This window comes from Streptomyces sp. NPDC045021, assembly GCF_056432645.1.
In genome coordinates this window covers 1-24,041 of record NZ_JBWKIQ010000005.1, presented here as the reverse complement: position 1 = coordinate 24,041, position 24,041 = coordinate 1, and the positions used below count along the sequence as shown (strand labels likewise).

Here is a 24,041-nt window from a genome sequence, read left to right as displayed (position 1 = left end):
TCCACGCTACAGGTGGGATCGTGATACTTGGTCACCAATTGGCGTGATTACGCGAGGTGGTGGCGGGCGGAGCAGGGCGGGCGCCGGATGTGGGCGGGTGTGGTGCCGGCCCCGGGGCGCCGGGGCCGGTCCCGCCGTCATCTGGCGCTGATCTGCACCTTCCTGATGTCCACGGGAAGGGTCGGGAAGCCGTCGCCGGGGCCGTTCTGGTCGTCCTCGCCGGCCGCCGCGATCTTCTGCAGTACGTCGAGGCCCGCGGTGACCTTGCCGAACGGGGTGTAGGCGGGCGAGAGCTTGGTGTCCTTCCAGACGAAGAAGAACTGGCTGCCGTTGGTGTTCGGACCGGCGTTGGCCATCGCCAGCGTGCCGGCCGGGTAGGTGGCGCCCGTCAGGTTCTCGTCAGGGAAGGAGTACCCCGGGCCGCCGCTGCCGGTGCCGGTCGGGTCACCGCACTGCAGGACGTACAGCCGCTGGGTGGTGAGGCGGTGACAGTGCGAGCGGTTGAAGTAGTCGCGCTCGGCCAGGAACCGGAACGAATACGTGGTGCACGGGGCCTTGTCCGTCAGCATCTTGACGGTGATGGAACCCTGGCTGGTCTTCAGAGTGGCGCTGTACGGTCTCGCGGCCTTCCGCGCGTCGAAGACCGGTATCCCCTTGAAGTTGTCGGCGGGGACGGCCGCGGTGTACGCGCAGGGGGCGGGCGCCGGCGGCGGATCGTCGGCGGCCGCGGCCGTCGTCATGCCGAGCGGGAGAACGGCGGCGGCGGTGAGCAACGCCCATTGCTTGCGCTTCATATGAGGACCCTCCGGATCGAACCTGACACGGCCGCACCATGCCTGCCCGATCTGCTGGGGCCTAAGCGCCCGATGGGCCAGGTGGGACGTGATGGCCGAAACCGGTGTGTCCCGTGCGAGAGCCCGGACGCCGGAAGGTGCGCGCCGCCCGGCCGTGAGGAGTACCCGCCGGTCGGCGGTCGGTCACACCTTGCGGTACGTGTACGCCTCCTCGGCCGCGGCGACGACCGCCGCCAGGTCCGCTCCCGCGGAGGCAGTGACCACCGCGGCCACCGCGCCCTCGACGAAGGGCGCGTCGACGAGCCGGCTGCCCGGAGGCAGTTCGTCCTCTTCGGCCAGCATGGCCTTGACGGTGAGCACCGCGCTGCCGAGATCGACCAGGACCGCCACCCCGGCGCCCTGGTCCACGGAGTGCGCCGCGGCCGCGATCAGGTCGGAGCTGGTGCCCAGACCGCCGTCGGGGGTGCCTCCGGCCGGCGCGACGGGCGCGAGATCGCCGCCGCCGGCCAGCCCGGTGGCGAGCCGGGTGACCGCTTCTGCGACCGCCGCGCTGTGCGAGACCAGGACGATGCCGACCAGGCCGTCGCTCATGCGACCGCCTCCGCCGCGGTGTCCGCGAAGGCGGTGACCAGCAGTGCGGCCGAGGTCGCGCCCGGATCCTGGTGCCCGATGCTGCGCGGGCCGAGATAGCTCGCGCGCCCCTTGCGGGCCTGCAGTGGCACGGTCGCCTGGGCGCCCTCGTCCGCGGCGATCCGGGCGGCGGCCAGGCCGTCCGCGAGCCCGGCGCCGGCGTCGAGAGCGAAGGACAGGGCCTCCACCGCCGGGACGAGCGCGTCGAGCATCGTCTTGTCGCCCGGTACGGCCCCGCCGAGCTTCCCGACCGCCTCCACCCCCGTGCGCAGGGCGTCGCGGAACTCCTCGGGGGTGACCGTCGTGCCGTCGCCGAGCGCCTTGCCCGCTCTGCGCAGCAGCGTGCCGTACAACGGGCCCGCCGCCCCGCCCACCGTGCTGATGAGCTGCGAGCCCACGAGGATGAGCACCCCGCCCGGAGTCTGCGGCGGGTCCAGTTCCACGGCCGCGCGCGCCGCGGTGAAACCGCGCCGCATGTTGCTGCCGTGGTCGGCGTCGCCGATGGGGGAGTCGAGCTCGGTCAGCCGGTCCGCCTCGCGGTCGACGGACGCGGCCGCCGCCGTCAGCCAGCGGCGCACGAAGTCGGCGTCGACCACCGGGCCGGGGGCCGTGGATGCGTTCATGGGGTCCTCTCTACGGGCGTTCCATGGAGCCGCGGGCAGGGCTAGCAGCCCCAGCGCAGGGCCGGTGTGGAGACCGGGGCGTCCCACAGCCGCAGCAGCTCCTCGTCCACCTGGCACAGGGTCACCGAGCAGCCGGCCATGTCGAGGGACGTCACATAGTTGCCGACCAGGGTGCGGGCCACCGCCACGTTGCGCTCGGCCAGCGCCCGGTGCACCTCGGCGTTGAAGCCGTACAGCTCCAGCAGCGGTGTGCCGCCCATCCCGTTCACGAGGGCGATCACCGGTGCGTCGGGGCGCAGGTCCTCGACCACCGCGTCGACGACGACATCGGCGATCTCGCCCGACGTCATCATCCCGCGCCGCTCGCGGCCGGGCTCGCCGTGGATACCGACACCGAGCTCCAGCTCGCCGGCCGGCAGATCGAAGGTGGGACTGCCCTTGGCGGGGGTCGTGCACGCGCTGAGCGCCACCCCGAAGCTGCGCGAGGACTCGTTGACGCGCCGGGCGATCGCCTCCACCCGCTCCAGCGGCGCGCCCTCCTCGGCCGCGGCGCCGGCGAGCTTCTCGACGAAGAGCGTCGCGCCGGTGCCGCGCCGGCCGGCCGTGTACAGGCTGTCCAGGACGGCGACATCGTCGTTGACGAGAACCTTGGCGATCTGTACGCCCTCGTCCTCGGCGAGTTCGGCCGCCATGTCGAAGTTGAGTACGTCGCCCGTGTAGTTCTTGACGATGAACAGCACGCCCGCGCCGCTGTCCACGGCGGCCGCCGCGCGGACCATCTGGTCCGGCACGGGCGAGGTGAACACCTCGCCGGGGCAGGCCGCGTCGAGCATCCCCCGGCCGACGAATCCGCCGTGCAGCGGTTCGTGCCCGGAGCCGCCTCCGGAGACCAGACCGACCTTGCCCGCGACGGGCGCGTTCCGGCGCACGATCACCCGGTGGTCGACGTCGATGGTCAGCTCCGGGTGGGCGGCCGCCATGCCGCGCAGGGCGTCGGCGACCACGCTTTCGGCCACGTTGATGAGCATCTTCATGAGGTGCGGCCCTCCGCTTCAACAGCTGTCGTTGCGTCCACTGTGCACGCAGGCAGCCTACGGACCGGGCCTGGCGAAGGCACCCCGGCGGGGCGGGCGCGCCGTCACAACCCTCCGCCCGGCGGGACCGGGCGGAGGGTCACGATGTTTCCGCCGCCCCGGCTGTCGTTCACCGAGAAACCGGAGGATGCCCGGCCATTAGGCCGGGCTGGGGGATCCGGCTTCCCGCCTAGCGGGGCGGGGAAAGCCGACTCGCCGGTGGGAGGATCTGCGTTCAGGACGACATCGCCCGGCACGCCGGCGTCGCCAAGGGGCTGATCTACTACTACTTCGAGAACAAGCGCGGCTACTACCTCGCCATCGTGCGGGAGTCGGTCGAGGAGCTCGTGGTGCGCGCCTCCAGCAACGCCGAGCTGCCGCGCGCCGAACGCGTGCACCGCACCGTCGACGGCTATCTGCGCTACGCCCAGCAGAACCAGGCCGCGTACCGCACGATCGTGACCGGCGGCGTCGGCTTCGACGCGGAGGTGCACGCCGTCCGGGACGCGGTGCGCGAGGAGCTGCTCGCGGCGATCGCCGAAGGCGCGTACGGACACCGGGAGCTCCCGGTGGTCGCGCGGACGGCGCTGGTCGGATGGCTGTCGTGCGTCGAGGGCGTGACTCTGGACTGGCTCGGCCACCAAGGGCTGGAGCGCGACGTGGTGCGGTCCCTGCTGGTGCGGATGTTGCGGGACACCCTGCTGGCGATCCAGGACTTCGACCCGGCCTGCCCCGCGCCCGTCACGGACTGACTCCCGCTCACCGCAGGGCGTTACCCCTTCCGAATTACTGGAACGCGTTCTAGTCTGTGCGCCGTCGCCGCAGGGACCGGAGACCCGGAGACCTCAGGAGGGGCCGTGCACCTCGACTACACACCCGAACAGCAGCAACTGCGCGTGGAGCTGCGTTCGTACTTCGCCGGACTGGTGCCGGACAACGTCTACGCCCGCTACGCCGATCCCGCGGCACAGAAGAAGTTCTACCGGGACACCGTCCGCCGGCTCGGCGCGGACGGCTGGCTGGGCATCGGGTGGCCCGCGGAGTTCGGCGGCCGGGGGCTGTCGCCGATGGAGCAGTTCATCTTCTTCGACGAGGCGGCGCAGGCGGGTGTGCCGCTGCCGCTGATGGCGCTGAACACCGTCGGTCCGACCATCATGCAGTTCGGCACCGAGGAGCAGAAGGCGTACTTCCTGCCGAAGATCCTCGCCGGCGAGCTGGACTTCGCGATCGGCTACTCCGAGCCGGACGCGGGCACCGACCTCGCCGCGCTCAAGACCCGCGCGGTGCGCGAGGGCGACGAGGAGACCGGCCACTACACGGTCGACGGCCAGAAGATCTGGACCACCAACGGCGACACGGCCGACTGGGTCTGGCTCGCAACTCGTACCGTTCCTATTGAAGAAGGTGTGCCGCCGCACAAGGGCATCACGATGCTGCTGGTCCCCACCTCCGACCCCGGCTACTCGTGCACGATCATCAACACCCTCGCCTCGCACGACACCACCGCCAGCTACTACGAGAACATCCGGGTCCCGGTCAGCCGCCGGGTCGGCGCGGAGAACAAGGGCTGGCGGCTGATCACCAACCAGCTCAACCACGAACGCGTCACGCTCGCCGCCCACGGCACCATGGCGATCCGCGCCCTGCACGACGTGCAGCGCTGGGCCGCCGACACCAAGCTCGCCGACGGCAGCCGGGTCATCGACCTGGGCTGGGTACGGCGCCGGCTCGCGATGACGCACACCCGGCTCGACGCCATGAAGCTCCTCAACTGGCAGATGGTGGACGCCCTCCAGCAGGGCACGCTCACCCCGCAGGACGCCTCCGCGGTCAAGGTCTACGGATCGGAGGCCCGCCGCGACGCCTACGCCTGGCTGATGGAGGTCGCAGCCGCCGCGGGCCCGATGAAGGAGGGCTCCGCCGGCGCCGTCCTCCACGGCGAGCTGGAGCGCGGCTACCGCAGCGCGGTCATCTTCACCTTCGGCGGCGGCAACAACGAGATCCAGCGGGAGATCATTTCCTGGATCGGCCTGGGTATGCCGCGCGTGCGCCGTTAGCGTGGTGGGTGGGGAACACACACGCGGCGAGGAGTCGGCGATGCGCGACACGGACCCCGGGCTCTTCGGACCCGGTTCGGTCACCTGGCAGCTGCACGGCGACCCGATCATGTGGGTTGCGGGGGTGCGTGCCCTGTACCTGCAGGCGCTGCACCCCCGCGCCGTACAGGGCGTCATGCAGAACTCCGACTTCCGGAAGGACGCCTGGGGGCGCCTGCTGCGCACCGCCGACTTCGTCGGCACGATCACCTACGGGACCACGCTCCAGGCCGAGCGCGCGGGGGCCAGGGTGCGCGGCATCCACCGCCGGCTCGGCGCGACCGATCCGGCCACCGGCGAGCGGTTCGGCGTGGACGACCCCGAACTGCTGCTGTGGGTGCACTGCGCCGAGATCGACTCCTATCTGGCGGCCGCCCGCCGGTCGGGGCTGCCGCTCACCGGCGGCCAGGCCGACGCCTACGTCGACGAGCAGCGCACCGCGGCCCGCCTGATCGGCCTGGATCCCGGCACGGTCCCCGACAGCACCCTGGCGCTCGCCGACTACTTCGAGAAGGTCCGGCCGGAGCTGGCCGCGAGCAAGGACTCGGACGCGGTCTACGAGTTCCTGCAGGCACCGCCCGTGCCCTGGCCCCTGGTGCCCGCCAGGGCGGTGCTGTGGAGCCGGATCGCGGACCTGGCCTACGCGGCGCTGCCGCCCTTCGCCCAGCAGCTGTACGGCCGCCCGGCCCCGTCCGCCGCCGCCACCGGGCTGCGGCTTCGGCTGGCCGGCCGGGCGCTGCGCACCATCCCCTGCCAGCTGCGCTGGCAGCTGCCGCCGGGACATATCCTCAAGGCGGTGGGGCGGCTCGGGCCCGGAAGCCATCCGTCCGTGTACAAGCTGCGCGAAGGGGCGCGTTCCCTGCCGTAATGCGACGTGCCTCCCGGCGGTGGCTGCGGCCATACTGGACGCCGGGGGAGATACGCGGAACGACGGGGGCGGCGGCGGATGATGGCGGCTGTACACGATGGCAGTGGCACGCTGATTCAGAGCCGGTACCGGCTGAACGAGCTGATCGGCCGGGGCGGGATGGGCGAGGTCTGGCTGGCGCTGGACGAATCGCTCGGGCGGCGGGTCGCCGTCAAGTGCCTCAAGCCGCTGAGCCCGGCGGCGGACGCCGGTTTCACCCGCGTCCTGCAGGAACGCTTCCGGCGCGAGGCCCGGGTGGCGGCCTCGCTGCAGCACCGCGGGGTGACCGTGGTGCACGACTTCGGCGAACACGAAGGCGTGCTGTTCCTGGTGATGGAACTGCTCGACGGACGCAACCTGCTCCAGGTGCTGGACGACGCCAGGCGTCAGCCGCTGCCGGTCCCGGACCTCATGGACATCGCGGAACAGGTCGCGTCCGCACTGGCCTACACCCACGCGCAGGGCATCGTGCACCGGGATCTGAAACCGGCCAACATCATCCGGCTGAGCGACGGCGCGGTGAAGATCTGCGACTTCGGCATCGCCCGGCTGGGCCACGACATCGGCTTCACCTCCCGCCTCACCGGTACCGGCATCGCCATGGGGACGCCGCACTACATGTCGCCGGAGCAGATCGGCGCGGCCGAGGTCGACCAGCGCAGCGACCTGTACTCGTTCGGCTGCGTCCTGTACGAGCTCGCCACCGGAGCGCCGCCGTTCGACATGGACGACGCCTGGGCCGTGCTGGTCGCGCACCGCGACGCCGTGCCGGAGCCGCTCTGCGCGGGGCGGCCCGACCTGCCCCAGGAGCTGGAGCGGCTCATCCTGGACCTGCTCGCCAAGGCCCCGGACGACCGGCCGCAGAACGCGGCGGACGTCGGCGGGCGGCTGAAGGCGATGCGCGGCGCGGCGGAGCGACCGGTGGTCCCGGCGGCCCCGCTGCCGTCCTGGGCGCGCGAGCTGGCCTCCGACTCCGGCGCCCGCGCCACCCGCGCCTTCCACGCCACCGCCCCGCCGCGCCACGAACTCACCGGCGCCTGGTCCACCCGCACCCCCTCGGGAGCCGTCGCGCCCGCGCCGGAGCAGCTCGCGACGCTGGCCGCCCGCCACACGGAAGGCACCGGGCTGGGCCGCCTCGGTCGCTGGCAGGAGGCGTACGACCTGCACACCGCGGTCGCCGCCGAGCGGGACCGGGCGCTGGGCACCGAGCACCCCGACACCCTGACCAGCCGGTACGAGGCGGCTTCCTGCCTGGCCCGGCTGGGCAGGACCGAGGACGCGATGCGGCTGTACGACTATGTCGCCGGAGTGCGACAGCGGGTTCTCGGCCCCGACCACCCCGACACCCTCGCCGCCCGCCACGAGACGGCCTACGCGCTGGGCCGCCTCGGCCTGCACCTGGAGGCCCACCAGGGCTACTCCGCGGTGCTCGCCGCCCGGGAGCGCACCCTGGGCGCCGAGCACCCCGACACGCTGCGCTGCCGGCACAACCTCGCCTTCAACCTCGGCCGGCTGGGCCGGCTCGACGAGGCGTACGCGATGGCCGTCGAACTCGCCGCCGTCCGGACTCATGTGCTGGGCCCGGACCACCCCGAGACGCTGGTCACCCGGTACGAGGTCGGCTACGTGCTGGGCCAGCTCGGCCACTGGGCCGAGGCGCTGGAGGTCTACGGGGACGTGGCCGCCGCGCACGAGCGCACCCAGGGAGCGGGCCACCAGGACACCCTGGCCGCCCGCTACGAGATGGGGATATGCCTCGGGCGGCTGGGGCGCAGCGCCGAGGCGCTGGAGCTCTACCGCGACCTGGTCGCGGCCCGCACCCGCACGGCGGGCCCGTCCGACGCCGAGACGCTGCGCGCCCGGCACGCGCTGGGCGTCAACCTCGGCCGGCTCGGCCGCTGGGACCAGGCGCTGGCCGAGGCGGGGACCGTGGCGGAGATCCGCGAGCAGGCGTTGGGCGCGGACCATCCCGACACGCTGGTCAGCAAGCGTGAGGTCGCGGTGGGGCTCGGTTGGCTGGGCCGGTGGGAGACCGCGCTGGAGGTGTACCGCGAGGTCGCCGACGCCCGCACGCGGGTACTCGGCCCGGCCCATCCGGACACCCTCACCAGCCGCAACGACGAGGCGCACTGCCTGGAGCAGCTCGGCCGCTCGGCGGAGGCGCTCGCGCTCTACCGCAAGGTCGCGGCGCAGCAGGGCGGCCCGCAGCGGCTGTGAGCCTCCCCGAGGGCGGCCGCAGGTCTCCAGGTTAAGGCTGCGACTTTCCCAAAAATCTGACGTTGCGTCAGATAATCTCTTCCGTCTCCGCGCCTGCTGCGGCATCCTGCCCACCATGGAGACGGAGCTGAGCAAAAGGCTGGGTATCGAGCACGCCATCTTCGGCTTCACGCCGTTCCCCGCGGTGGCCGCGGCCATCAGCCGCGCCGGGGGCATGGGCGTGCTCGGTGCGGTGCGCTATTCGGACGCGGACGAACTCGCCCGCAGCCTGGACTGGATGGAGGAGAACACCGGCGGCCGGCCCTACGGCCTCGATGTCGTGATGCCGGCCAAGAAGGTCGAAGCCCCCGGAAAACAGACACTGAGTGAGGCGGACATCGAGGCGATGATCCCCGAAGGGCACCGCGAGTACGTCCGCCAGGTCCTCGCCAAGCACGGCGTGCCGGAGCTGCGACCGGACGACGTGTCGGGCTGGCGGATCACCGGCTGGATGGAGCAGGTCGCCCGCAACCAGCTCGACGTGGCCTTCGACTACCCGATCAAGCTGCTCGCCAACGCGCTGGGCTCGCCGCCCGCCGACGTCGTCGCCCGCGCCCACGAGCACGACATCCTCGTCGCCGCCCTCGCCGGCAGCGCCCGGCACGCCCGGCACCACAAGGACGCCGGTATCGACATCGTCGTCGCCCAGGGCTACGAGGCCGGCGGCCACACCGGCGAGATCGCCAGCATGGTGCTGGTCCCCGAGGTCGTCAGCGCCGTCGAGGGCATACCCGTGCTGGCCGCGGGCGGCATCGGCACCGGCGAACAGGTCGCCGCAGGACTGGCGCTGGGCGCCCAGGGCGTCTGGCTCGGCTCGGTGTGGCTCACCACCACCGAGGCGGAACTTCCCTCGCAGGTGCTCATCGACAAGCTGCTGGCGGCGGGCTCCGGCGACACCGTCCGGTCCCGCGCCCTGACCGGCAAGCCGGCCCGTCAGCTGCGCACCGAATGGACCGACGCCTGGGAGGACCCGGCCGGGCCCGGCACGCTGCCGATGCCGCTGCAGGGCCTGCTGGTCGCCGACGCGGTCTCCCGGATCCAGAAGTACGAGACCGAGCCGCTGCTCGGGACCCCGGTGGGCCAGATCGTCGGCCAGATGAACTCCGAACGCAGCGTCCAGGCGGTCTTCGACGATCTCACCCGCGGTTTCGAACGGGCCGTCGACCGTATCAACCGCATCGCCGGCCGAGCCTGAGGAGGCCCCCATGACGTCCACCGCACCCAACGGCTTCTGGGCACAGGCCGCCCAGGACCCCGACCGGCTGGTGCTGGTCGCCCCGGACGGCGACGAATGGAACGCCGGACGGCTCAGCGCCGCCTGCAACCAGCTCGTCCACGGACTGCGCGCGGCCGGACTCGAACCCGGTGACGCGTTCGCGGTCGTGCTGCCCAACAGCGTCGAGTTCTTCACCGCCTACCTCGCCGCGTTCCAGGCCGGGTTCTACCTGGTGCCGGTCAACCACCACTTCGTGGCACCGGAGATCGCCTGGATCCTCTCCGACTCCGGCGCCAAGGTCCTCATCGCCCACGAGCGGTTCGCGGCCGACGCGCTGGCCGCCGCCGACGAGGCGGAGTTCCCGGTGGACCGGCGGTTCTCGGTCGGCGAGGTGCCGGGGTTCCGGCCGTACGCCGACCTGACCAACGGACAGCCGGTCGGCGCGCCCGCGGACCGCACCAGCGGCTGGGTCATGAACTACACCTCGGGCACCACCGGACGCCCCCGCGGCATCCGCCGCCCGCTGTCCGGAAAGCTCCCCGAGGAGACGTACCTCGGCGGGTTCCTCGGCATCTTCGGCATCAAGCCGTTCGACGACAACGTCCATCTCGTCTGCTCGCCGCTGTACCACACCGCGGTCCTCCAATTCGCGGGCGCGGCACTGCACATCGGGCACCCCGTCGTCCTCATGGACAAGTGGTCGCCCGAGGAGATGCTCCGCGTCATCGACCGCTACCGCTGCACCCACACGCACATGGTGCCCACCCAGTTCCACCGCCTCCTGGCACTCCCGGAGCAGGTCAAGGAGCGCCATGACGTCTCCTCCATGCGGCACGCCATCCACGGCGCCGCGCCCTGCCCCGAGCACGTCAAGCGCGCCATGCTCGACTGGTGGGGCCCCTGCGTCGAGGAGTACTACGCCGCCAGCGAGGGCGGCGGCACCTTCGCACCCGCCGCCGACTGGCTCAAGCGGCCCGGCACGGTCGGCAAGGCGTGGCCGATCAGCGAGATCGCCATCTACGACGACGACGGCAACCCGCTGCCGGCGGGCGAGGTCGGCACCGTCTACATCAACATGAAGACCGGCGGCTTCAGTTACCACAAGGACGAGGGCAAGACGAAGAAGAACCGTATCGGCGACTTCTTCACCGTCGGCGACCTCGGGTACCTCGACGAGGACGGCTATCTGTACCTGCGCGACCGCAAGATCGACATGATCATCTCCGGCGGGGTCAACATCTACCCCGCCGAGATCGAGGCCGCGCTCCTCACCCACCCCGCCGTCGCGGACGCCGCGGCCTTCGGCATCCCGCACGAGAGCTGGGGCGAGGAGGTCAAGGCCGTCATCGAACCCGCCCCCGGCCACCGGGCGGGGCCCGAACTCGCCGACCACATCCTGGCCCACTGCGAGAAGCGGCTCGCCGGCTACAAGCGGCCCAGGACCGTCGACTTCATCACCGAGATGCCCCGCGACCCCAACGGCAAGCTCTACAAGCGGCGGCTGCGCGACCCGTACTGGGAGGGCCGCGACCGCGCGCTGTGACAGCGCGCCGTGACGGTCCGCCCGCCGGGGAACATCACATCTCCGGCGGCGGGCCCCAGCGGCCCGGATCCGGGCGGCCGTACGGCAGGCCCGCGCTCTCGCAGGCCCGGCGCAACTGATCGGTGTCCGGCAGGTCGAAGCTCTCCTTGCGGATGACCTGGCCGGTCGGCGACCAGACGAAGAGCGCCTCCTGGCCGTCCTCGTGGGTGTCGACGCCGATGCCGCCGATCGCCATGCGGGGGTGCTCCCACCGGGTACGGCCCGAACCGCCGCGCGAGGCGAGGCGGATGCCGTCCGGGCCGAGGGCCAGTCCCGGGCGGCGCAGGTCGTACAGGCCGCCGAGCAGCGCGCCGGCGGCCGCGGCCGCCGGCAGACCCCAGGCGAGCCAGCTCATGTCACCGCTGAGATGGCGCATCTTGAAGCCGGCGACGCCCACCACCACGATCATGAGCACGGCGCCCGCGATGTAGTACCACTTGCGGGTGGTCCAGGGCATGTCCAGCACGACGGGCTCGCCGGACGTCACGCCGGAAGCGGCCGGCCGGTCCTGGACGACGCCCGCCGCCAGGCCCGCGTAGGCCGCCGACTGGTAGGCGTCGTGTTCCGGGTCCCTGATCGGATAGCCGAACGCCCGCGCCCGTTCCCGCAGTTCGGTGCGGGAGATGCGCAGTGCGCTGAGCGGCGCGTTCAGCTGCTCGGTCCCGTCCTCGCCGCGCAGCCGCAACCATGGGTGGCCGTGCCGGGTGTTGATCTCCATCGCGCCGATGTCCGCGCGCCGGACGCGGATCTCCGTGCCGGCGCCCTCCCAGCGCAGATACTCCGAGGTGACGGCCAATGCGGCGTCCGGGGCGATCTGATGGGGCAGGAAACCCGGCCGCAGGTCGTAGGCGCGGCTGCGCGGACCGTCCTCGATCACCCGGTGGCCGCGCGACCGCAGCACCGCGAAGAGCTCCTCCGCCGGTATCCGGCCGGTGTGCGCCGTGCCCAGCAGCGCCAGGTCGTGGCCGTAGATCTGCAGCAGCGCCGCCGGCTCGCCACCGCCTCCGGTCCCGGTGGCGGCCAGCGGCTGCGCGATCAGCCCGGCGATGCGCTCGGCGGCCAGGTCGGTGGTGCCGAAGACCGGATCGAAGGCGGTGATCCGCTCGGGGGTGACGGTCCAGCGCGCTGGCCGGTTTCCGCTCAGCCGGACGACGGATCCAGCGGCCAGCACCAGCAGCGCTACACCGAGGGCGTTGAGCAGCGCGACGCGTCCGGGGACCGCCGTCGAGCCGTCGGTGACCGCCGCGACCAGCAGCGCGGTCAGCGCGCACGCCAGCGCCGCGATCCGGCGCCCGTACTGGCGGCCGCGCAGCCCCGGTTCGGCCCTCGACAGCTCCACCGGCCCCTCCTCGGGCGCCGGCAGCGGTCCCTCCGCCGCCACGGACAGCAGCGCCGCCTCCCGACGGGCGAAGACCGTCTCCCAGTGCGCCGCGGCGCCCGGCGCCGCGCCCTGCCGGTCCATGATCCGAACCGGGGCGCCGAGCCGCCGGGCCGTCAGATGGAACGGGAAGAGCGCCAGTCCCATCTCCTCCACGCCCCTCGAACACAGCTTGCCGACCTTCGTCGCCCCGTAGTCGGTCGGTGCCAGCACGTCGAGGCCCGGCACCAGGACCGTCAGCGGCCGCTCGCGGGAGAACTCATGGGTCACCGTCACCCGTCCGCCCCGCAACTGCTGCAGCCCGCTCGCGCTCAGCCGCCAGAACGTCAGCGGCCGCAGCCGCCGCCACCCGTCGGAGGCGCCCCACGCGAGGGCCGCCACGGCGAGCGGCACCGCCAGCCGCAGCAGCCGGTCGTCCGCCAGCAGGTAGGCGATGACCCCCGCGACCACGGCCGTGGACGGCGGCATCCACCAGGGCGCCGGGTCCGCCCGCAGCCGATTGCTCTCCAGGACGGCTCCGGCTCCGGGCCCGGCGACCGGCCCGGCGGACCGGGGCGACGACGCGTGCGACGGCTGCATAAGTGGCCTTCTCCCGAGACAGCGGTGGTCCAATATCCTTTCAGATGCCCGGAAGGACGACGTCCGAAGACAGCGCAGCGCGACCTTGGCGGTCAGCCGATCCGCGCGGCGATGGCGCGGGCGCACACCAGCGACTCGGTGCGGGTGGTGTCCACTTCGAGGTCGTAGACGACTCCCTCGTGCACGATCAGGGCCTGGGACCGTGCCATGCCCGCGACCCGGTCACCGCGGGCGGCCTCCCGCTCCTCGGCGACCCCGGCCTCGCACCGCACCCCGACCCACAGCACGTCCAGACCCGTCAGCGCGGTGCGCCACCTGTCCTGCGAGGCGGCGCCGCCGAGGAACACGTCGTCGACGACGATCCGGGCACCGGCGCGCGCCATGGCCGCGATGCCCTGCGCCCAGGCCACGTCGAGCAGGTGGAACGCGGCCCCGGTCGTCACCTCGCCGTCCGGGCCGAAGGCGATACCGGAATCCGAGGCCTGCATCGCGGCGGGCATCGCCGCGATCAGGGTGTCGACGCCGAAGGTCAGCCACGGTTGCGGAAGGACGGTTTGCAGACAGCGGGCGATCCCGCTCTTCCCCGCGCTCGATCCGCCGTTGAGAATGATCACCTGGGTGGGCATGCCGCCACCGTAGGCGTCGGGAGAGGAAGCGGCCAGTGGATACTGCGAGCGCCCGGGACGGCCGGACGATCCGCGTCATGACGTGGAATCTGTGGTGGCGGTTCGGGCCCTGGGAGGCGCGCAGGGACGCGATCGCGCACGTGCTGCGGGAGGAACGGCCCGACGTCCTGGGGCTGCAGGAGGTGTGGGGGAGCGGGACCGAGAACCTCGCCGGGTGGCTCGCCAAGGAGCTCGGCATGGAATGGGTCTGGTCCCGCTCACCGGTCCAGGACCGCTGGCACGGGCGCAACGGCGGTGACACCTCGGTCGACGTGGGAATCGCCGTCCTGAGCCGGTACCCGATCCTGGAGACGGCGGAGCGCCGGCTGCCGTCGGCCGGATTCCCCGACGACGGCAAGACCGTCCTGCACGCCCTGATCGACGCCCCGGGCGGCCCGCTGCCGTTCTTCACCACCCACCTCAACTCCGGCCCGGCGGAGTCCGCCGTGCGCTGCGCGCAGGTGCGGGAGGTGGCGGCCTTCGTGAACGAGCGGGCGACCGGGAGCTTCCCGCCGGTGGTGTCCGGCGACTTCAACGCCGAGCCGGACTTCGACGAGATGCGGCTGATCGGCGGCTACAAGACGGCGCCCGCGGCACCCGGGCTGGTACTGCTGGACGCGTGGCGCTTCGCCGACCCGTCGAAACCGCAGGGCACCTGGGACATCGCCCACCAGGATTCGGTCAACTTCGGCGAGCGGCCGAGCTGTATCGACTACCTCCTCGTCGGGCTGCCGGGCCCCGGTGACCGCGGCTGGGTCCGCAGCGCCCGCCGCGCCGCCGACGCTCCCGTCGACGGGGTGTGGCCCTCCGACCACGCCGCCGTCGTCGCCGAGCTGGCGACCGGGCCCGTCCTACCCGTCGCGCCAGTCGGCTGACAGCGCCCGCGCCGGATTGGTCACGAAGACCGACTCGGCCGCCTGCGCGCCCAGTTCACGTTCGATCCGCGGTCGCAGGGTGTGCAGCAGGTACGGCATACCGGGCCCGCCGCCGGTCGCGGCGCGCGCGTCGGCCGTCGTGGTGTCACCGCCGAGCAGGATCTGATCGGTGTGGCCGGCCTCCGCGAGTGCGAGCAGGCAGTCCAGCAGCCGCCAGTCCGTGGCGTGGTTGGCCCGCGAGGGCCCGTCGAAGGCGAGGAAGGCACCGGACGCGGCGAGTTCGCGGTGCGCGCGCAGGTCCGGCGAGCGGTTGAGGTGCCCGAGGATCACGCTCGACGGGGGCACCTCCAGCTTCCCGCAGAGCAGTTCGAGGACCTCGGTCGCCGCCGTCCCCAGCTCGTGGTGGACACCGATCGGCGCGCCGGTCGCGTGATGGGCCTGTGCCGCGGCCGTCATGACATGCCGGGCATGCGCGTCGAGGCCGTGGAAGCCGCCCGCGACCTTGATCATGCCCGCGCGGGCGGTACCGGGCGGGGCGTCGGGGTCGTCGCCCGGCCGCAGCCCCTGCGTCAGCTCCGACACGAAGAACTCGGCCGTCCGGCCCCTCAGCCGGTCCAGCGCCTTCGGCGCGTAGTGCGCGGCCTGGTGCAGTCCGGTCGCGGCCACCACATGGACCGACGAGGCCCGGGAGACCGCGGGGAGGTCGGCGGCGCGCCGCCCCAGGCCGAAGGGGGTCCACTGCGCCACGCTCCGGCCGCCCAGCTCGTGGAACGTCCGCAGCTCGGCCTCCGCGGCGCCGGGGGAGTCCAGCTCCTGTCCCGCGAGGGCCGGAACGCGGAAGAAGAGATGGTCGTGCGCGTCGGTGACGCCCAGCTGACCGGGCGGGATGTCGCCGAGGACCGTACGGATCGCCCTCACGCGCTCTTGTCCTCACCGAGCGCGGCCGTCACGACACGCAGCCCCGCCAGCGCCTTCGGCACGCCGATGTACGGCGCGAGATGGACCATCACCTCGACGATCTCCCGCGGCTCGATCCCGATCCGCAGGCTGTTGCGCACATGGTCGTCCAACTGCGGTTCCACACCGCCCAGCGCCGCGAGCGCGGCGAGGTTGGCGATCTGCCGGTCGCGCAGCGCCAGCCCCTCGCGCTGGTAGGTGCCGCCGAACAGGGCCGTCACGATCCAGTCCGGGAATCCGGGGGCGACCGCGTCCAAGCGGGAGAGGGTGGCCTCGATGGTCTCCGGGCCCGCCAGTTCGCCGAGCAGCTGGTAGCCGGCCTCGCGGTCGATGTTCGCCTGCTTCACCACTGCCGTCCCGTCTCGATGGTGTCCAGTTCCGGCGCCGACAGGTGCAACACCTCGTGGCGGTCGCCGGCCGCCGCGGGAGCGGTGTGCTCCCAGAGCGTGAAGTGCAGCAGCTCCCAGTGCCGGGGATCGACGGCGAGCGCCGCCGAGTGCACGCCGGGCGTGGCGGCGTACTCGCGGACGGCGCCGGCGGCGCGGTCGATGACGGCGGCCGGATCCTCGCCGGGAGGGATCGGCTGGGCGCGGCGGGTGGCCGCGCGGGGGACCCGGCCCGCCGCGGGTCCGTGCTCGAAGGCCAGCCCCGTCCAGTGCTCGACTTCGGGGCGGCCGAAGTCGTCGATGATTCCCTGGAATCCCGGCCCCCAGAGGAAGCTGTTCATGCCCCGCGGGGTGTTCCACAGATAGAACGGCGCGTACTGGTTGACGGGCGAGCTGTCGGTACCCCGCTCGCGGATGAGGAACGCCTTGAGTCCGAGACCGGGGAAGTCGTCGAGCAGATGGCCCCGGGACTCGACCCGATGGCGAATGATCTTCATGTCGTAGTCGGCGGGCAGCGTGATCCGGTACTGCATGGCGTGCATCGGGCTGAACTCCCTACGGCTTGGCGGCGTTCACGGCTCAGTGGCGTTACCGCTCGTCGGCGGTTACGGCTCGGCGGTGGTCGAGCGGGCGGCGAGCAGTGCGACCGCACCGCGCACCGCCTGGTGGAACGGCTCCTGCGACCCCTCGGCGCGGGCGAGCACATAGCCGCCCTGGACGACGGCGGTGATCGTGGCGGCGGTGTCCCGTGGATCGAGGGTGGCGTCGAACTCGCCCGCCGCCAGCCCCTCGGCGATGATCTCGGCGAGCCGGCCGCGCAGCCAGGCGAAGGTCTCCTGGACCGGGCGGCGCAGCTCCGGGCTGTCGATCACGTCCGGATCCATGGCCATCCGGCCGACCCGGCAGCCGCGCAGCGCGTCGCGCTCGCGCAGCAGATAGGCCGAGACCCGCTCCAGGGCGGTGCCACCGGACATCTGGGCGTCGGCCTGGGTCATCAACTGCTCCGCGCTGCGCCGCATCGCGGTGAGCGCGAGCTCGGGCTTGCCGGAGAAGTGGTGGTACATGCTGCCCTGGCCGGCGCCCGCGTGCTGCTGGATCGCCCTGGGGCTGGTGCCGGTGTAGCCGCGTTCCCAGAGAAGTTCCTGAGTGCTCTCGATCAACCGTTCCGCGGTCTCCATGAGCTGAGTGTACATACTAGTAGGTACAGAATCCATCGCCGAAGCGGCGTACCGGCGCGCGCCGCCTCAGGGGAGGGTCGTTTCAGTCGCGCCGGAAGCCGTAGGCGCGCTCCACGCGGGCCACTTCGACGCTGTAGGAGGCGTACCACCGCTCCCGGCCCATCCGTTGCACCTCCAGGTGCTCCGGATCCTGCTTCCAGGCCGCTATGGACTGCGCGTCCGCGTAATAGACCACCAGCAGATCGCGGCCATCGGGACCGCTCTCCGACTCGCGGCCCAGATAGCCGGGCCACTTGGCGGAGAGCACTCCCATGCGGCGGTTCGCGTCCGCATACCCCTCCGGGTCCTCACCGCTCGGCAGCGTCGTGATGATGACGGCGTAGTACGGCGGTGCGGGACGTTGGAAGGAGGTGGACTCGGCGGACATGCGCGCACTCCGATCGGCGGGGGATCCTGACCGCCGATCGTAGGTGCCGCCACTGACAACGGGCCGGGTGACCGTTCCGGACTACTGCTTGGCCTCCGCCGCGCCGGTGGCCACCGAACGGGCCCAGCGGTAGTCGGCCTTGCCGCTGGGGGAGCGCTGGATGCGGTCCATGACGACGAGGCTGCGCGGGATCTTGTAGCCGGCCAGCCGGGTCCTGCAGTGCGCCTGGATGTCGTCGAGGGTCAGCGGGTCCGCTCCGTCGCGCGGCTGGACGACGGCGGCGACGTGATTGCCCCACTTCTCGTCTGGCACTCCGGCGACCAGCGCGTCATAGACGTCGGGATGCGCCTTCAGGGCCTCCTCGACTTCCTCCGGATAGACCTTCTCGCCGCCGGTGTTGATGCACTGCGAGCCGCGCCCGAGGACGGTGACGACGCCGTCCTCGTCGACCGTCGCCATGTCCCCGAGCAGCACCCACCGCTCGCCGTCCCGCTGGAAGAACGTCTCCGCGGTCTTCTTCGGGTCGTTGTAGTAGCCGAGCGGTACGTGGCCGCGCAGCGCGATACGTCCCGGTTCGCCGACCGCGACCGGCTCCAGCGTGGCCAGGTCGACCACCGCGATATGGGAGTTGACCCGCAGCCGGAAACCGTTGGCCGGCCCGGAGTCGTCGGTGGCCGTGCCGTTGAAGCCGGACTCCGAGGAGCCGAAGTTGTTGAGGATCATGACGGTCGGGACCAGCGCCTGGAACTGGGCGCGGACGGTCTCCGACATGATCGCGCCCGAGCTGGAGATGGTGAACAGCGAGGAGCAGTCGGTGCCGGCCAGCGGCCCGGCCAGTGCGTCCGCCAGCGGCCGCAGCATCGCGTCGCCGACCAGCGAGACGCTGCTGACCTTCTCCTTCTCGATGGTGCGCAGCACCTCGTCCGGCACGTACTTGCGGTGGATGACGACCTTCTGGCCGAAGTTGAAGCCGATGAACGCGGTGAGGGTGGACGTGCCGTGCATCAGCGGCGGCGTCGGGAAGAAGACCAGCCCCTCGCCGCCCGCGGCGACCCGCTCCGCCAGCTCCTCGGGCCGCTTGACCGGCTCGCCGGTGGGGGCGCCGCCGCCCATGCCGGAGAAGAAGAGGTCCTCCTGGCGCCACATGACGCCCTTGGGCATACCGGTGGTGCCGCCGGTGTAGATGATGAACTGGTCGTCCGCGGAGCGCGGCGGGAAGCCGCGGTCCGGCGACCCGGCCGCCTCGGCGTCGGCGAAGGACACCGGGGCGATGGCCGGTTCCGGGGCGTCCGCCGCCGGTGTGCCCACCCGGACGAGGTGCCGCAGCTTCTCGGTGTGCGGCAGCGCCGCGGCCACTCTCCCGGTGAACTCGGCGTCGAACACCAGCGCCGCCAGATCCGCGTCCCGGTAGAGGTAGACCAGCTCCTCCTCCACGTACCGGTAGTTGACGTTCACCGGCACGGCGCGCGCCTTGATGCAGGCCAGCGCCGTCTGCAGGTACTCGATGCCGTTGTAGAGATGCAGTCCGACATGGTCGCCGGGGGCGATCCCGCTGTCGATCAGGTGGTGGGCGATCCGGTTCGCGGCCGTGTCGAGCCGGGCGTACGTCAGCCGGCGCTCGGCGCCCGTGCCGGGGTGGTCGATGTAGACGAGTGCCTCCCGGTCCGGGACCACGTCCACGACCGACTCGAAGAGGTCGGCAAGGTTGTACTCCACGGCTCCTCCAGCCTCGATGCTGCGAAGGTCTCGGCGGTCATTAGAACCCTCCTGGAGCGAGGTGGGAAGGGTTCCCGGGCGGGAAATCTGACTGGTAGTCAGAAAACTATTGAACTCGACCTGCGCCTACTGCAACCTGTTCTAGGTCCGCGACGGAAGATTGCGACCTTGGAGGCCGGCCATGGGCGGTACGGAACATCTCACGGTGGAACGCGTCGGCGCGACGCTCGTACTGACCCTGAACCGGCCGGAGGCCAAGAACGCCCTCTCGCTGCCGATGCTGGTCGGCCTGTACGACGGCTGGCTGGCGGCCGACGCCGACGACGCGATCCGCTCCATCGTCGTCACCGGGGCCGGCGGCACCTTCTGCGCCGGCATGGACCTCAAGGCGCTCGCCTCCGACGACGGAGCGATGGCCGGACAGCAGTACCGCGACCGGATGAAGGCCGACCCCGACCTGCACTGGAAGGCGATGCTCCGGCACCACCGGCCGCGCAAACCCGTGATCGCCGCCGTGGAGGGGTACTGCGTGGCCGGCGGCACCGAGATCCTGCAGGGCACCGACATCCGCGTCGCCGGGGAGAGCGCCACCCTCGGGCTCTTCGAGGTCCGGCGCGCGCTCTTCCCGATCGGCGGATCCACCGTGCGGCTGCCCCGTCAGATCCCCCGCACCCACGCCCTGGAGATGCTGCTCACCGGCCGTCCCTACTCCGCCGCGGAGGCGAAGGAGATCGGACTGATCGGCCATGTCGTGCCCGACGGCACGGCGCTGAAGCGGGCCCTGGAGATCGCGGAACAGATCAACGCCAACGGGCCGCTCGCCGTCGAGGCGGTGAAGGCGTCCGTCTACGACACCGCCGAGATGACCGAGACGGAGGGGCTCAAGCACGAACTGGAGCGGGGCTGGCCGATCTTCGCCACCGCCGACGCGAAGGAAGGTCCCCGGGCCTTCGCCGAGAAGCGTCCGCCCGTCTATCGGCGCCAGTGACCGCCGCGCCCTGCACGCGGCCCGTCCGGCGCGGCCGCAGGTCGCGCACCGCGCAACGAATGGAGACCCGCCCATGACTTCCGCCCCCGCACCGGAGGTGCTCAGCGCACCACTGGTCGTCGAGTTCCCGTTCACCCGCTCGCTCGGCCCCGTCCAGAGCGCGTTCCTCACCGGGCTGCGCGAGCGGACCGTGCTGGGCGTGCGCACCGGCAACGACCGGGTGCTCGTACCGCCCGTCGAATACGACCCCGTCACCTCGGCGGAGCTGCGGGAACTCGTCGAGGTCGGCGCCGCCGGCACCGTCACCACCTGGGCCTGGAACCCCGACCCCGGGCGCAACCAGCCGCTTGCCACCCCCTTCGCCTGGGTCCTGGTCCGCCTCGACGGGGCCGACACCGCGATGCTGCACGCACTGGACGTGACCGGCCCCGACGCCGTCAGCACCGGTATGCGGGTACGGATCCGCTGGGCCGCCGAGCGGGTCGGCGCGATCACCGACATCGCCTGCTTCGAACCGGACCACGGGCCCGGGTCGGCAGAGGGTGCGGCCACCGCGCACACCGGCGAGTTCGCCGACCCGGTGACCGGCATCGTCGCCCCCGCCCGCCTCGACTACGTCTACAGCCCCGGCCGGGCCCAGACCCGCTACCTCGCCGCGCTCGCCGACCGCAAGATGATCGGCGAACGCTGCCCGTCCTGCCGCAAGGTCTACATCCCGCCCCGGGGCGCCTGCCCCACCTGCGGTGTCGCCACCGAGGAACAGGTGGAAGTGGGCCCAGGCGGCACCATCACCACCTTCTGCATCGTCAACATCAAGGCCCGCGGCCTCGACATCGACGTGCCGTACGTCTACGCGCACATCGCCCTCGACGGCGCGGACCTCGCCCTGCACGGGCGGATCGGCGGCCTCCCCTACGACCAGGTGCGGATGGGCATGCGCGTCGAACCCGTGTGGAGCGACGAGGGCGGCTTCCCCGATCACTACCGGCCGACCGGAGAGCCCGACGCCGACTACGACACGTACAAGGAGATGGTCTAGATGCGGGACGTCGCGATCGTGGCGTTCGCCCAGAGCCGGCACGCCCGCAGCACGGCCGAGGTCTCCGAGGTCGAACTGCTCATGCCCGTGCTCCACGAGGCGCTCGGCCAGGTCGATCTCAAGGCCAGCGACATCGGCTTCACCTGCTCCGGGTCGTCGGACTACCTCGCCGGCCGGGCCTTCTCCTTCACGATGGCCCTGGACGGGGTCGGCGCCTGGCCGCCGATCTCCGAATCGCATGTCGAGATGGACGGCGCCTGGGCGCTCTACGAGGCCTGGGTGAAGATCCTCACCGGTGAGGCCGACACCGCGCTGGTGTACTCCTACGGCAAGTCCTCGCCCGGCGACGTCCGCGAGGTGCTGACCCGCCAGCTCGACCCGTACTACGTCGCGCCGCTCTGGCCCGACCCGGTCGCGCTCGCCGCGCTTCAGGCGCGGGCCCTCATCGACGCGGGGCACACCAGCGAACCCGAACTCGCCGGTGTCGCCGCCCGCAGCCGCGCCTCCGCGCTGGACAACCCGTACGCGCAGCTCACCTCGGTCCGCGACGGCGAGCAGTACGTCGTCGAGCCGCTGCGCCGCCAGGACTGCCCGCCGGTCGGCGACGGCGCCGCCGCGATCGTGCTGGCCGCCGGGGACACCGCCCGCCGGCTCTGCGGCCGGCCCGCGTGGATCCGCGGCCTCGACCACCGGATCGAGGCCCACAGCCTCGGCGTCCGCGACCTCACCGACTCGCCGTCCACCCGGCTCGCGGCCGAACGGGCCGGGCTCTTCGACGCGCCGGTCGACACCGCGGAACTGCACGCGCCGTTCACCTCCCAGGAGGTCGTGCTGCGCAGGGCGCTGCGGCTGGGCGACGAGGTGAACGTCAACCCGTCCGGCGGTCCGCTCGCCGCCAACCCCATCATGGCCGCCGGCCTGATCCGGCTGGGCGAGGCGGCCGCCCGGATCCACCGCGGCGAGTCCGACCGCGCCGTGGCCCACGCGACCTCCGGTCCCTGCCTGCAGCAGAACCTGGTCGCCGTCCTGGAAGGGGATGTGAAATGAGCAAGGCACCCGTGGCCGTCGTCGGCATCGGCCAGACCAAGCACGTCGCGGCCCGGCACGACGTGTCGATCGCGGGGCTGCTGCGCGAGGCGGCCCTGCGGGCGCTCGCCGACGCCGAACTCACCTTCGCCGACATCGACGCGGTCGTCATCGGCAAGGCCCCGGACTTCTTCGAGGGCGTGATGATGCCGGAGCTGTACCTCGCGGACGCACTCGGCGCGGTCGGCAAACCGATGCTGCGGGTGCACACCGCGGGATCGGTCGGCGGCTCGACCGCGCTGGTCGCCTCGAACCTGGTCGCGGCCCGCGTCCACCGCACCGTACTGACCGTCGCGTTCGAGAAGCAGTCCGAGTCCAACGCCATGTGGGGGCTCTCGCTGCCGATCCCGTTCCAACAGCCGCTGCTCGCCGGCGCCGGCGGCTTCTTCGCCCCGCATGTGCGCGCCTACATGCGCCGCACCGGGGCGCCCGACCACATCGGCTCCCTCGTCGCCTACAAGGACCGCCGCAACGCCCTGAAGAACCCCTACGCCCACCTGCACGAGAAGGACATCACGCTGGATAAGGTGCGGGCCGCCCCCATGCTGTGGGACCCGATCCGCTACTCCGAGACCTGCCCGTCCTCCGACGGCGCGGTGGCGATGGTGCTCACCGACACCGAGGGCGCGGCCCGGACGCCGCGACCGCCCGCCTGGCTGCACGGCGGCGCGATGCGCAGCGAGCCGACGATGTTCGCGGGCAAGGACTACGTCAGCCCGCAGGCCGGCAAGGACTGCGCCGCCGATGTGTACCGGCAGGCCGGGATCACCGATCCGCGCCGGGAGATCGACGCCGTCGAGATGTACGTGCCGTTCTCCTGGTACGAGCCGATGTGGCTGGAGAACCTCGGCTTCGCCGCCGAGGGGGAGGGCTGGAAGCTCACCGAGGCGGGCGTCACCGAACTCGACGGCGAGCTGCCCGTCAACCCGTCGGGCGGCGTGCTCTCCACCAATCCCATCGGCGCCTCCGGCATGATCCGGTTCGCCGAGGCGGCCCTGCAGGTGCGCGGCCAGGCCGGCGAACACCAGGTGGAGGGGGCCCGCCGCGCACTGGGCCACGCGTACGGCGGCGGCGCCCAGTTCTTCTCGATGTGGCTCGTCGGCGCGGACCGGCCCACCACCTGATCGGGGGGTGTATCCGGGCAGCTTGGCCCATTGCCTGTCGGGCAATGGGCCCGGTGGCTAGGCTGGGTCGCGGATGACGACGTGGGAGGAGAGCGGACGTGGCCGAGAGCACCATCGGACAGCCGTTGACCAACGGCAAGAAGCCGCAGCTGGATCTTGCGAGCGCGGATTGGCAGTCCAGCAGTCAGGGCACGGGCGACGTCCAGATCGCCTTCATCGAGGGCTACATCGCGATGCGGGACGGGCGGAGCCCGGACGGGCCGTCGCTGATCTTCACGCCGGCCGAATGGCGCGCCTTCGTACTCGGCGCGCGTGACGGCGAGTTCGACCTCACCTGAGGCGTTTCGCCGCGGAAGCCCGCCACCGGCCGCGGGGGGGGGGGGGGGGGGGGGGGGGGGGGGGGGGGGGGGGGGGGGGGGGGGGGGGGGGGGGGGGGGGGGGGGGGGGGGGGGGGGGGGGGGGGGGG

The 24,041-nt window shown here is 72.3% G+C and carries 24 protein-coding genes; 12 read left to right on the top strand and 12 right to left on the bottom strand.

From position 1 onward, the window contains the following. Nucleotides 1-137: 137 nt before the first annotated feature. From AC07DC_RS16825 to dhaK, 4 genes are all read right to left on the bottom strand, one after another. Nucleotides 138-794 carry a peptidylprolyl isomerase gene (locus tag AC07DC_RS16825; protein WP_478915172.1) on the bottom strand — a complete coding sequence of 219 codons (657 nt, stop codon included), beginning with the start codon at nt 792-794 and terminating at the stop codon, nt 138-140. 183 nt (nt 795-977) lie between these two features. Then, nucleotides 978-1,385 carry a PTS-dependent dihydroxyacetone kinase phosphotransferase subunit DhaM gene (locus AC07DC_RS16820; RefSeq protein ID WP_478915171.1) on the bottom strand — a complete coding sequence of 136 codons (408 nt, stop codon included), beginning with the start codon at nt 1,383-1,385 and terminating at the stop codon, nt 978-980. Beyond that, entirely contained in the window at nt 1,382-2,020 is a 639-nt protein-coding gene (gene dhaL, locus AC07DC_RS16815; RefSeq protein ID WP_478915590.1) for a dihydroxyacetone kinase subunit DhaL, read from the bottom strand. The genes AC07DC_RS16820 and dhaL overlap by 4 nt, the downstream gene beginning before the upstream one ends. Before the next feature lie 68 nt (nt 2,021-2,088). Beyond that, the gene (gene dhaK, locus AC07DC_RS16810; protein ID WP_478915170.1) at nt 2,089-3,081 is read right to left on the bottom strand and encodes a dihydroxyacetone kinase subunit DhaK; all 993 of its coding nucleotides are present in this window, start codon (nt 3,079-3,081) and stop codon (nt 2,089-2,091) included. Nucleotides 3,082-3,347: 266 nt separating this feature from the next. Here dhaK and AC07DC_RS16805 point away from each other — a divergent pair, with 266 nt between their 5' ends. The 6 genes from AC07DC_RS16805 (at nt 3,348) to AC07DC_RS16780 (ending at nt 11,138) form a co-directional block, all read left to right on the top strand. Continuing rightward, nucleotides 3,348-3,872: a TetR/AcrR family transcriptional regulator gene (locus AC07DC_RS16805; protein WP_478915589.1), complete on the top strand. Its 525-nt coding sequence runs from the start codon at nt 3,348-3,350 to the stop codon at nt 3,870-3,872. Nucleotides 3,873-3,977: 105 nt separating this feature from the next. Next, nucleotides 3,978-5,177, top strand: coding sequence for an acyl-CoA dehydrogenase family protein (locus tag AC07DC_RS16800; protein WP_478915169.1), 1,200 nt, complete (start codon nt 3,978-3,980; stop codon nt 5,175-5,177). Between the two features lie 40 nt (nt 5,178-5,217). Continuing rightward, nucleotides 5,218-6,084: an oxygenase MpaB family protein gene (locus tag AC07DC_RS16795; RefSeq protein ID WP_478915168.1), complete on the top strand. Its 867-nt coding sequence runs from the start codon at nt 5,218-5,220 to the stop codon at nt 6,082-6,084. Between the two features lie 78 nt (nt 6,085-6,162). Beyond that, entirely contained in the window at nt 6,163-8,340 is a 2,178-nt protein-coding gene (locus AC07DC_RS16790) for a serine/threonine-protein kinase (protein ID WP_478915167.1), read from the top strand. Nucleotides 8,341-8,455: 115 nt separating this feature from the next. Beyond that, entirely contained in the window at nt 8,456-9,574 is a 1,119-nt protein-coding gene (locus AC07DC_RS16785) for an NAD(P)H-dependent flavin oxidoreductase (protein ID WP_478915166.1), read from the top strand. A gap of 10 nt (nt 9,575-9,584) precedes the next feature. Next, nucleotides 9,585-11,138, top strand: coding sequence for an acyl-CoA synthetase (locus AC07DC_RS16780; RefSeq protein ID WP_478915165.1), 1,554 nt, complete (start codon nt 9,585-9,587; stop codon nt 11,136-11,138). 34 nt (nt 11,139-11,172) lie between these two features. Here AC07DC_RS16780 and AC07DC_RS16775 read toward each other — a convergent pair whose 3' ends face one another. Then, nucleotides 11,173-13,134, bottom strand: coding sequence for a hypothetical protein (locus AC07DC_RS16775; protein ID WP_478915164.1), 1,962 nt, complete (start codon nt 13,132-13,134; stop codon nt 11,173-11,175). A 92-nt stretch (nt 13,135-13,226) separates the two neighbouring features. After that, the gene (gene cpt / locus AC07DC_RS16770) at nt 13,227-13,760 is read right to left on the bottom strand and encodes a chloramphenicol phosphotransferase CPT (RefSeq protein WP_478915163.1); all 534 of its coding nucleotides are present in this window, start codon (nt 13,758-13,760) and stop codon (nt 13,227-13,229) included. A 77-nt stretch (nt 13,761-13,837) separates the two neighbouring features. Between cpt and AC07DC_RS16765 the strand changes: the two genes are divergently transcribed. Continuing rightward, on the top strand, nt 13,838-14,674 hold the full coding sequence (locus AC07DC_RS16765) for an endonuclease/exonuclease/phosphatase family protein (protein ID WP_478915162.1): 837 nt from the start codon (nt 13,838-13,840) through the stop codon (nt 14,672-14,674). Here the strand turns inward: AC07DC_RS16765 and AC07DC_RS16760 are convergent. From AC07DC_RS16760 to AC07DC_RS16735, 6 genes are all read right to left on the bottom strand, one after another. Next, the gene (locus AC07DC_RS16760; RefSeq protein WP_478915161.1) at nt 14,651-15,592 is read right to left on the bottom strand and encodes a phosphotriesterase family protein; all 942 of its coding nucleotides are present in this window, start codon (nt 15,590-15,592) and stop codon (nt 14,651-14,653) included. The two genes, AC07DC_RS16765 and AC07DC_RS16760, sit on opposite strands and share 24 nt — an antisense overlap. Beyond that, on the bottom strand, nt 15,589-15,978 hold the full coding sequence (locus AC07DC_RS16755; RefSeq protein ID WP_478915160.1) for a carboxymuconolactone decarboxylase family protein: 390 nt from the start codon (nt 15,976-15,978) through the stop codon (nt 15,589-15,591). The genes AC07DC_RS16760 and AC07DC_RS16755 overlap by 4 nt, the downstream gene beginning before the upstream one ends. Beyond that, nucleotides 15,975-16,559, bottom strand: coding sequence for a DUF4865 family protein (locus tag AC07DC_RS16750; RefSeq protein ID WP_478915159.1), 585 nt, complete (start codon nt 16,557-16,559; stop codon nt 15,975-15,977). Before AC07DC_RS16750 ends, AC07DC_RS16755 begins: the two co-directional genes overlap by 4 nt. A 63-nt stretch (nt 16,560-16,622) precedes the next feature. Further along, nucleotides 16,623-17,195: a TetR/AcrR family transcriptional regulator gene (locus AC07DC_RS16745; RefSeq protein ID WP_478915158.1), complete on the bottom strand. Its 573-nt coding sequence runs from the start codon at nt 17,193-17,195 to the stop codon at nt 16,623-16,625. An 82-nt stretch (nt 17,196-17,277) separates the two neighbouring features. Continuing rightward, complete coding sequence (locus AC07DC_RS16740) at nt 17,278-17,622, bottom strand: antibiotic biosynthesis monooxygenase family protein (protein ID WP_478915157.1); 345 nt, start codon at nt 17,620-17,622, stop codon at nt 17,278-17,280. A gap of 81 nt (nt 17,623-17,703) precedes the next feature. Beyond that, complete coding sequence (locus AC07DC_RS16735; RefSeq protein WP_478915156.1) at nt 17,704-19,338, bottom strand: acyl-CoA synthetase; 1,635 nt, start codon at nt 19,336-19,338, stop codon at nt 17,704-17,706. A 181-nt stretch (nt 19,339-19,519) separates the two neighbouring features. On the opposite strand from AC07DC_RS16735, the gene AC07DC_RS16730 reads away from it, so the two are divergent. The 5 genes from AC07DC_RS16730 to AC07DC_RS16710 all read left to right on the top strand — a co-directional run bounded on the left by AC07DC_RS16730 (nt 19,520) and on the right by AC07DC_RS16710 (nt 23,913). Further along, nucleotides 19,520-20,326 carry a crotonase/enoyl-CoA hydratase family protein gene (locus AC07DC_RS16730; protein WP_478915155.1) on the top strand — a complete coding sequence of 269 codons (807 nt, stop codon included), beginning with the start codon at nt 19,520-19,522 and terminating at the stop codon, nt 20,324-20,326. Between the two features lie 73 nt (nt 20,327-20,399). After that, nucleotides 20,400-21,365 (top strand): Zn-ribbon domain-containing OB-fold protein, encoded by a 966-nt coding sequence (locus AC07DC_RS16725; protein WP_478915154.1) that lies wholly within the window; start codon nt 20,400-20,402, stop codon nt 21,363-21,365. After that, nucleotides 21,366-22,412 carry a thiolase domain-containing protein gene (locus AC07DC_RS16720; protein WP_478915153.1) on the top strand — a complete coding sequence of 349 codons (1,047 nt, stop codon included), beginning with the start codon at nt 21,366-21,368 and terminating at the stop codon, nt 22,410-22,412. Beyond that, on the top strand, nt 22,409-23,575 hold the full coding sequence (locus AC07DC_RS16715; protein ID WP_478915152.1) for a thiolase domain-containing protein: 1,167 nt from the start codon (nt 22,409-22,411) through the stop codon (nt 23,573-23,575). Before AC07DC_RS16720 ends, AC07DC_RS16715 begins: the two co-directional genes overlap by 4 nt. A gap of 98 nt (nt 23,576-23,673) precedes the next feature. Beyond that, complete coding sequence (locus AC07DC_RS16710; protein ID WP_138353944.1) at nt 23,674-23,913, top strand: DUF397 domain-containing protein; 240 nt, start codon at nt 23,674-23,676, stop codon at nt 23,911-23,913. Nucleotides 23,914-24,041: the final 128 nt, after the last annotated feature.

What these genes read in the sequence shown, in the direction of transcription:
- AC07DC_RS16825 (WP_478915172.1), bottom strand. Translation starts at nt 794, where the DNA reads ATGAAGCGCAAGCAATGGGCGTTGCTCACCGCCGCCGCCGTTCTCCCG.
- AC07DC_RS16820 (WP_478915171.1), bottom strand. Translation starts at nt 1,385, where the DNA reads ATGAGCGACGGCCTGGTCGGCATCGTCCTGGTCTCGCACAGCGCGGCG.
- dhaK (WP_478915170.1), bottom strand. Translation starts at nt 3,081, where the DNA reads ATGAAGATGCTCATCAACGTGGCCGAAAGCGTGGTCGCCGACGCCCTG.
- AC07DC_RS16795 (WP_478915168.1), top strand. Translation starts at nt 5,218, where the DNA reads ATGCGCGACACGGACCCCGGGCTCTTCGGACCCGGTTCGGTCACCTGG.
- AC07DC_RS16790 (WP_478915167.1), top strand. Translation starts at nt 6,163, where the DNA reads ATGATGGCGGCTGTACACGATGGCAGTGGCACGCTGATTCAGAGCCGG.
- AC07DC_RS16785 (WP_478915166.1), top strand. Translation starts at nt 8,456, where the DNA reads ATGGAGACGGAGCTGAGCAAAAGGCTGGGTATCGAGCACGCCATCTTC.
- AC07DC_RS16780 (WP_478915165.1), top strand. Translation starts at nt 9,585, where the DNA reads ATGACGTCCACCGCACCCAACGGCTTCTGGGCACAGGCCGCCCAGGAC.
- AC07DC_RS16775 (WP_478915164.1), bottom strand. Translation starts at nt 13,134, where the DNA reads ATGCAGCCGTCGCACGCGTCGTCGCCCCGGTCCGCCGGGCCGGTCGCC.
- cpt (WP_478915163.1), bottom strand. Translation starts at nt 13,760, where the DNA reads ATGCCCACCCAGGTGATCATTCTCAACGGCGGATCGAGCGCGGGGAAG.
- AC07DC_RS16765 (WP_478915162.1), top strand. Translation starts at nt 13,838, where the DNA reads ATGACGTGGAATCTGTGGTGGCGGTTCGGGCCCTGGGAGGCGCGCAGG.
- AC07DC_RS16750 (WP_478915159.1), bottom strand. Translation starts at nt 16,559, where the DNA reads ATGCACGCCATGCAGTACCGGATCACGCTGCCCGCCGACTACGACATG.
- AC07DC_RS16745 (WP_478915158.1), bottom strand. Translation starts at nt 17,195, where the DNA reads ATGGAGACCGCGGAACGGTTGATCGAGAGCACTCAGGAACTTCTCTGG.
- AC07DC_RS16740 (WP_478915157.1), bottom strand. Translation starts at nt 17,622, where the DNA reads ATGTCCGCCGAGTCCACCTCCTTCCAACGTCCCGCACCGCCGTACTAC.
- AC07DC_RS16730 (WP_478915155.1), top strand. Translation starts at nt 19,520, where the DNA reads ATGGGCGGTACGGAACATCTCACGGTGGAACGCGTCGGCGCGACGCTC.
- AC07DC_RS16725 (WP_478915154.1), top strand. Translation starts at nt 20,400, where the DNA reads ATGACTTCCGCCCCCGCACCGGAGGTGCTCAGCGCACCACTGGTCGTC.
- AC07DC_RS16720 (WP_478915153.1), top strand. Translation starts at nt 21,366, where the DNA reads ATGCGGGACGTCGCGATCGTGGCGTTCGCCCAGAGCCGGCACGCCCGC.
- AC07DC_RS16715 (WP_478915152.1), top strand. Translation starts at nt 22,409, where the DNA reads ATGAGCAAGGCACCCGTGGCCGTCGTCGGCATCGGCCAGACCAAGCAC.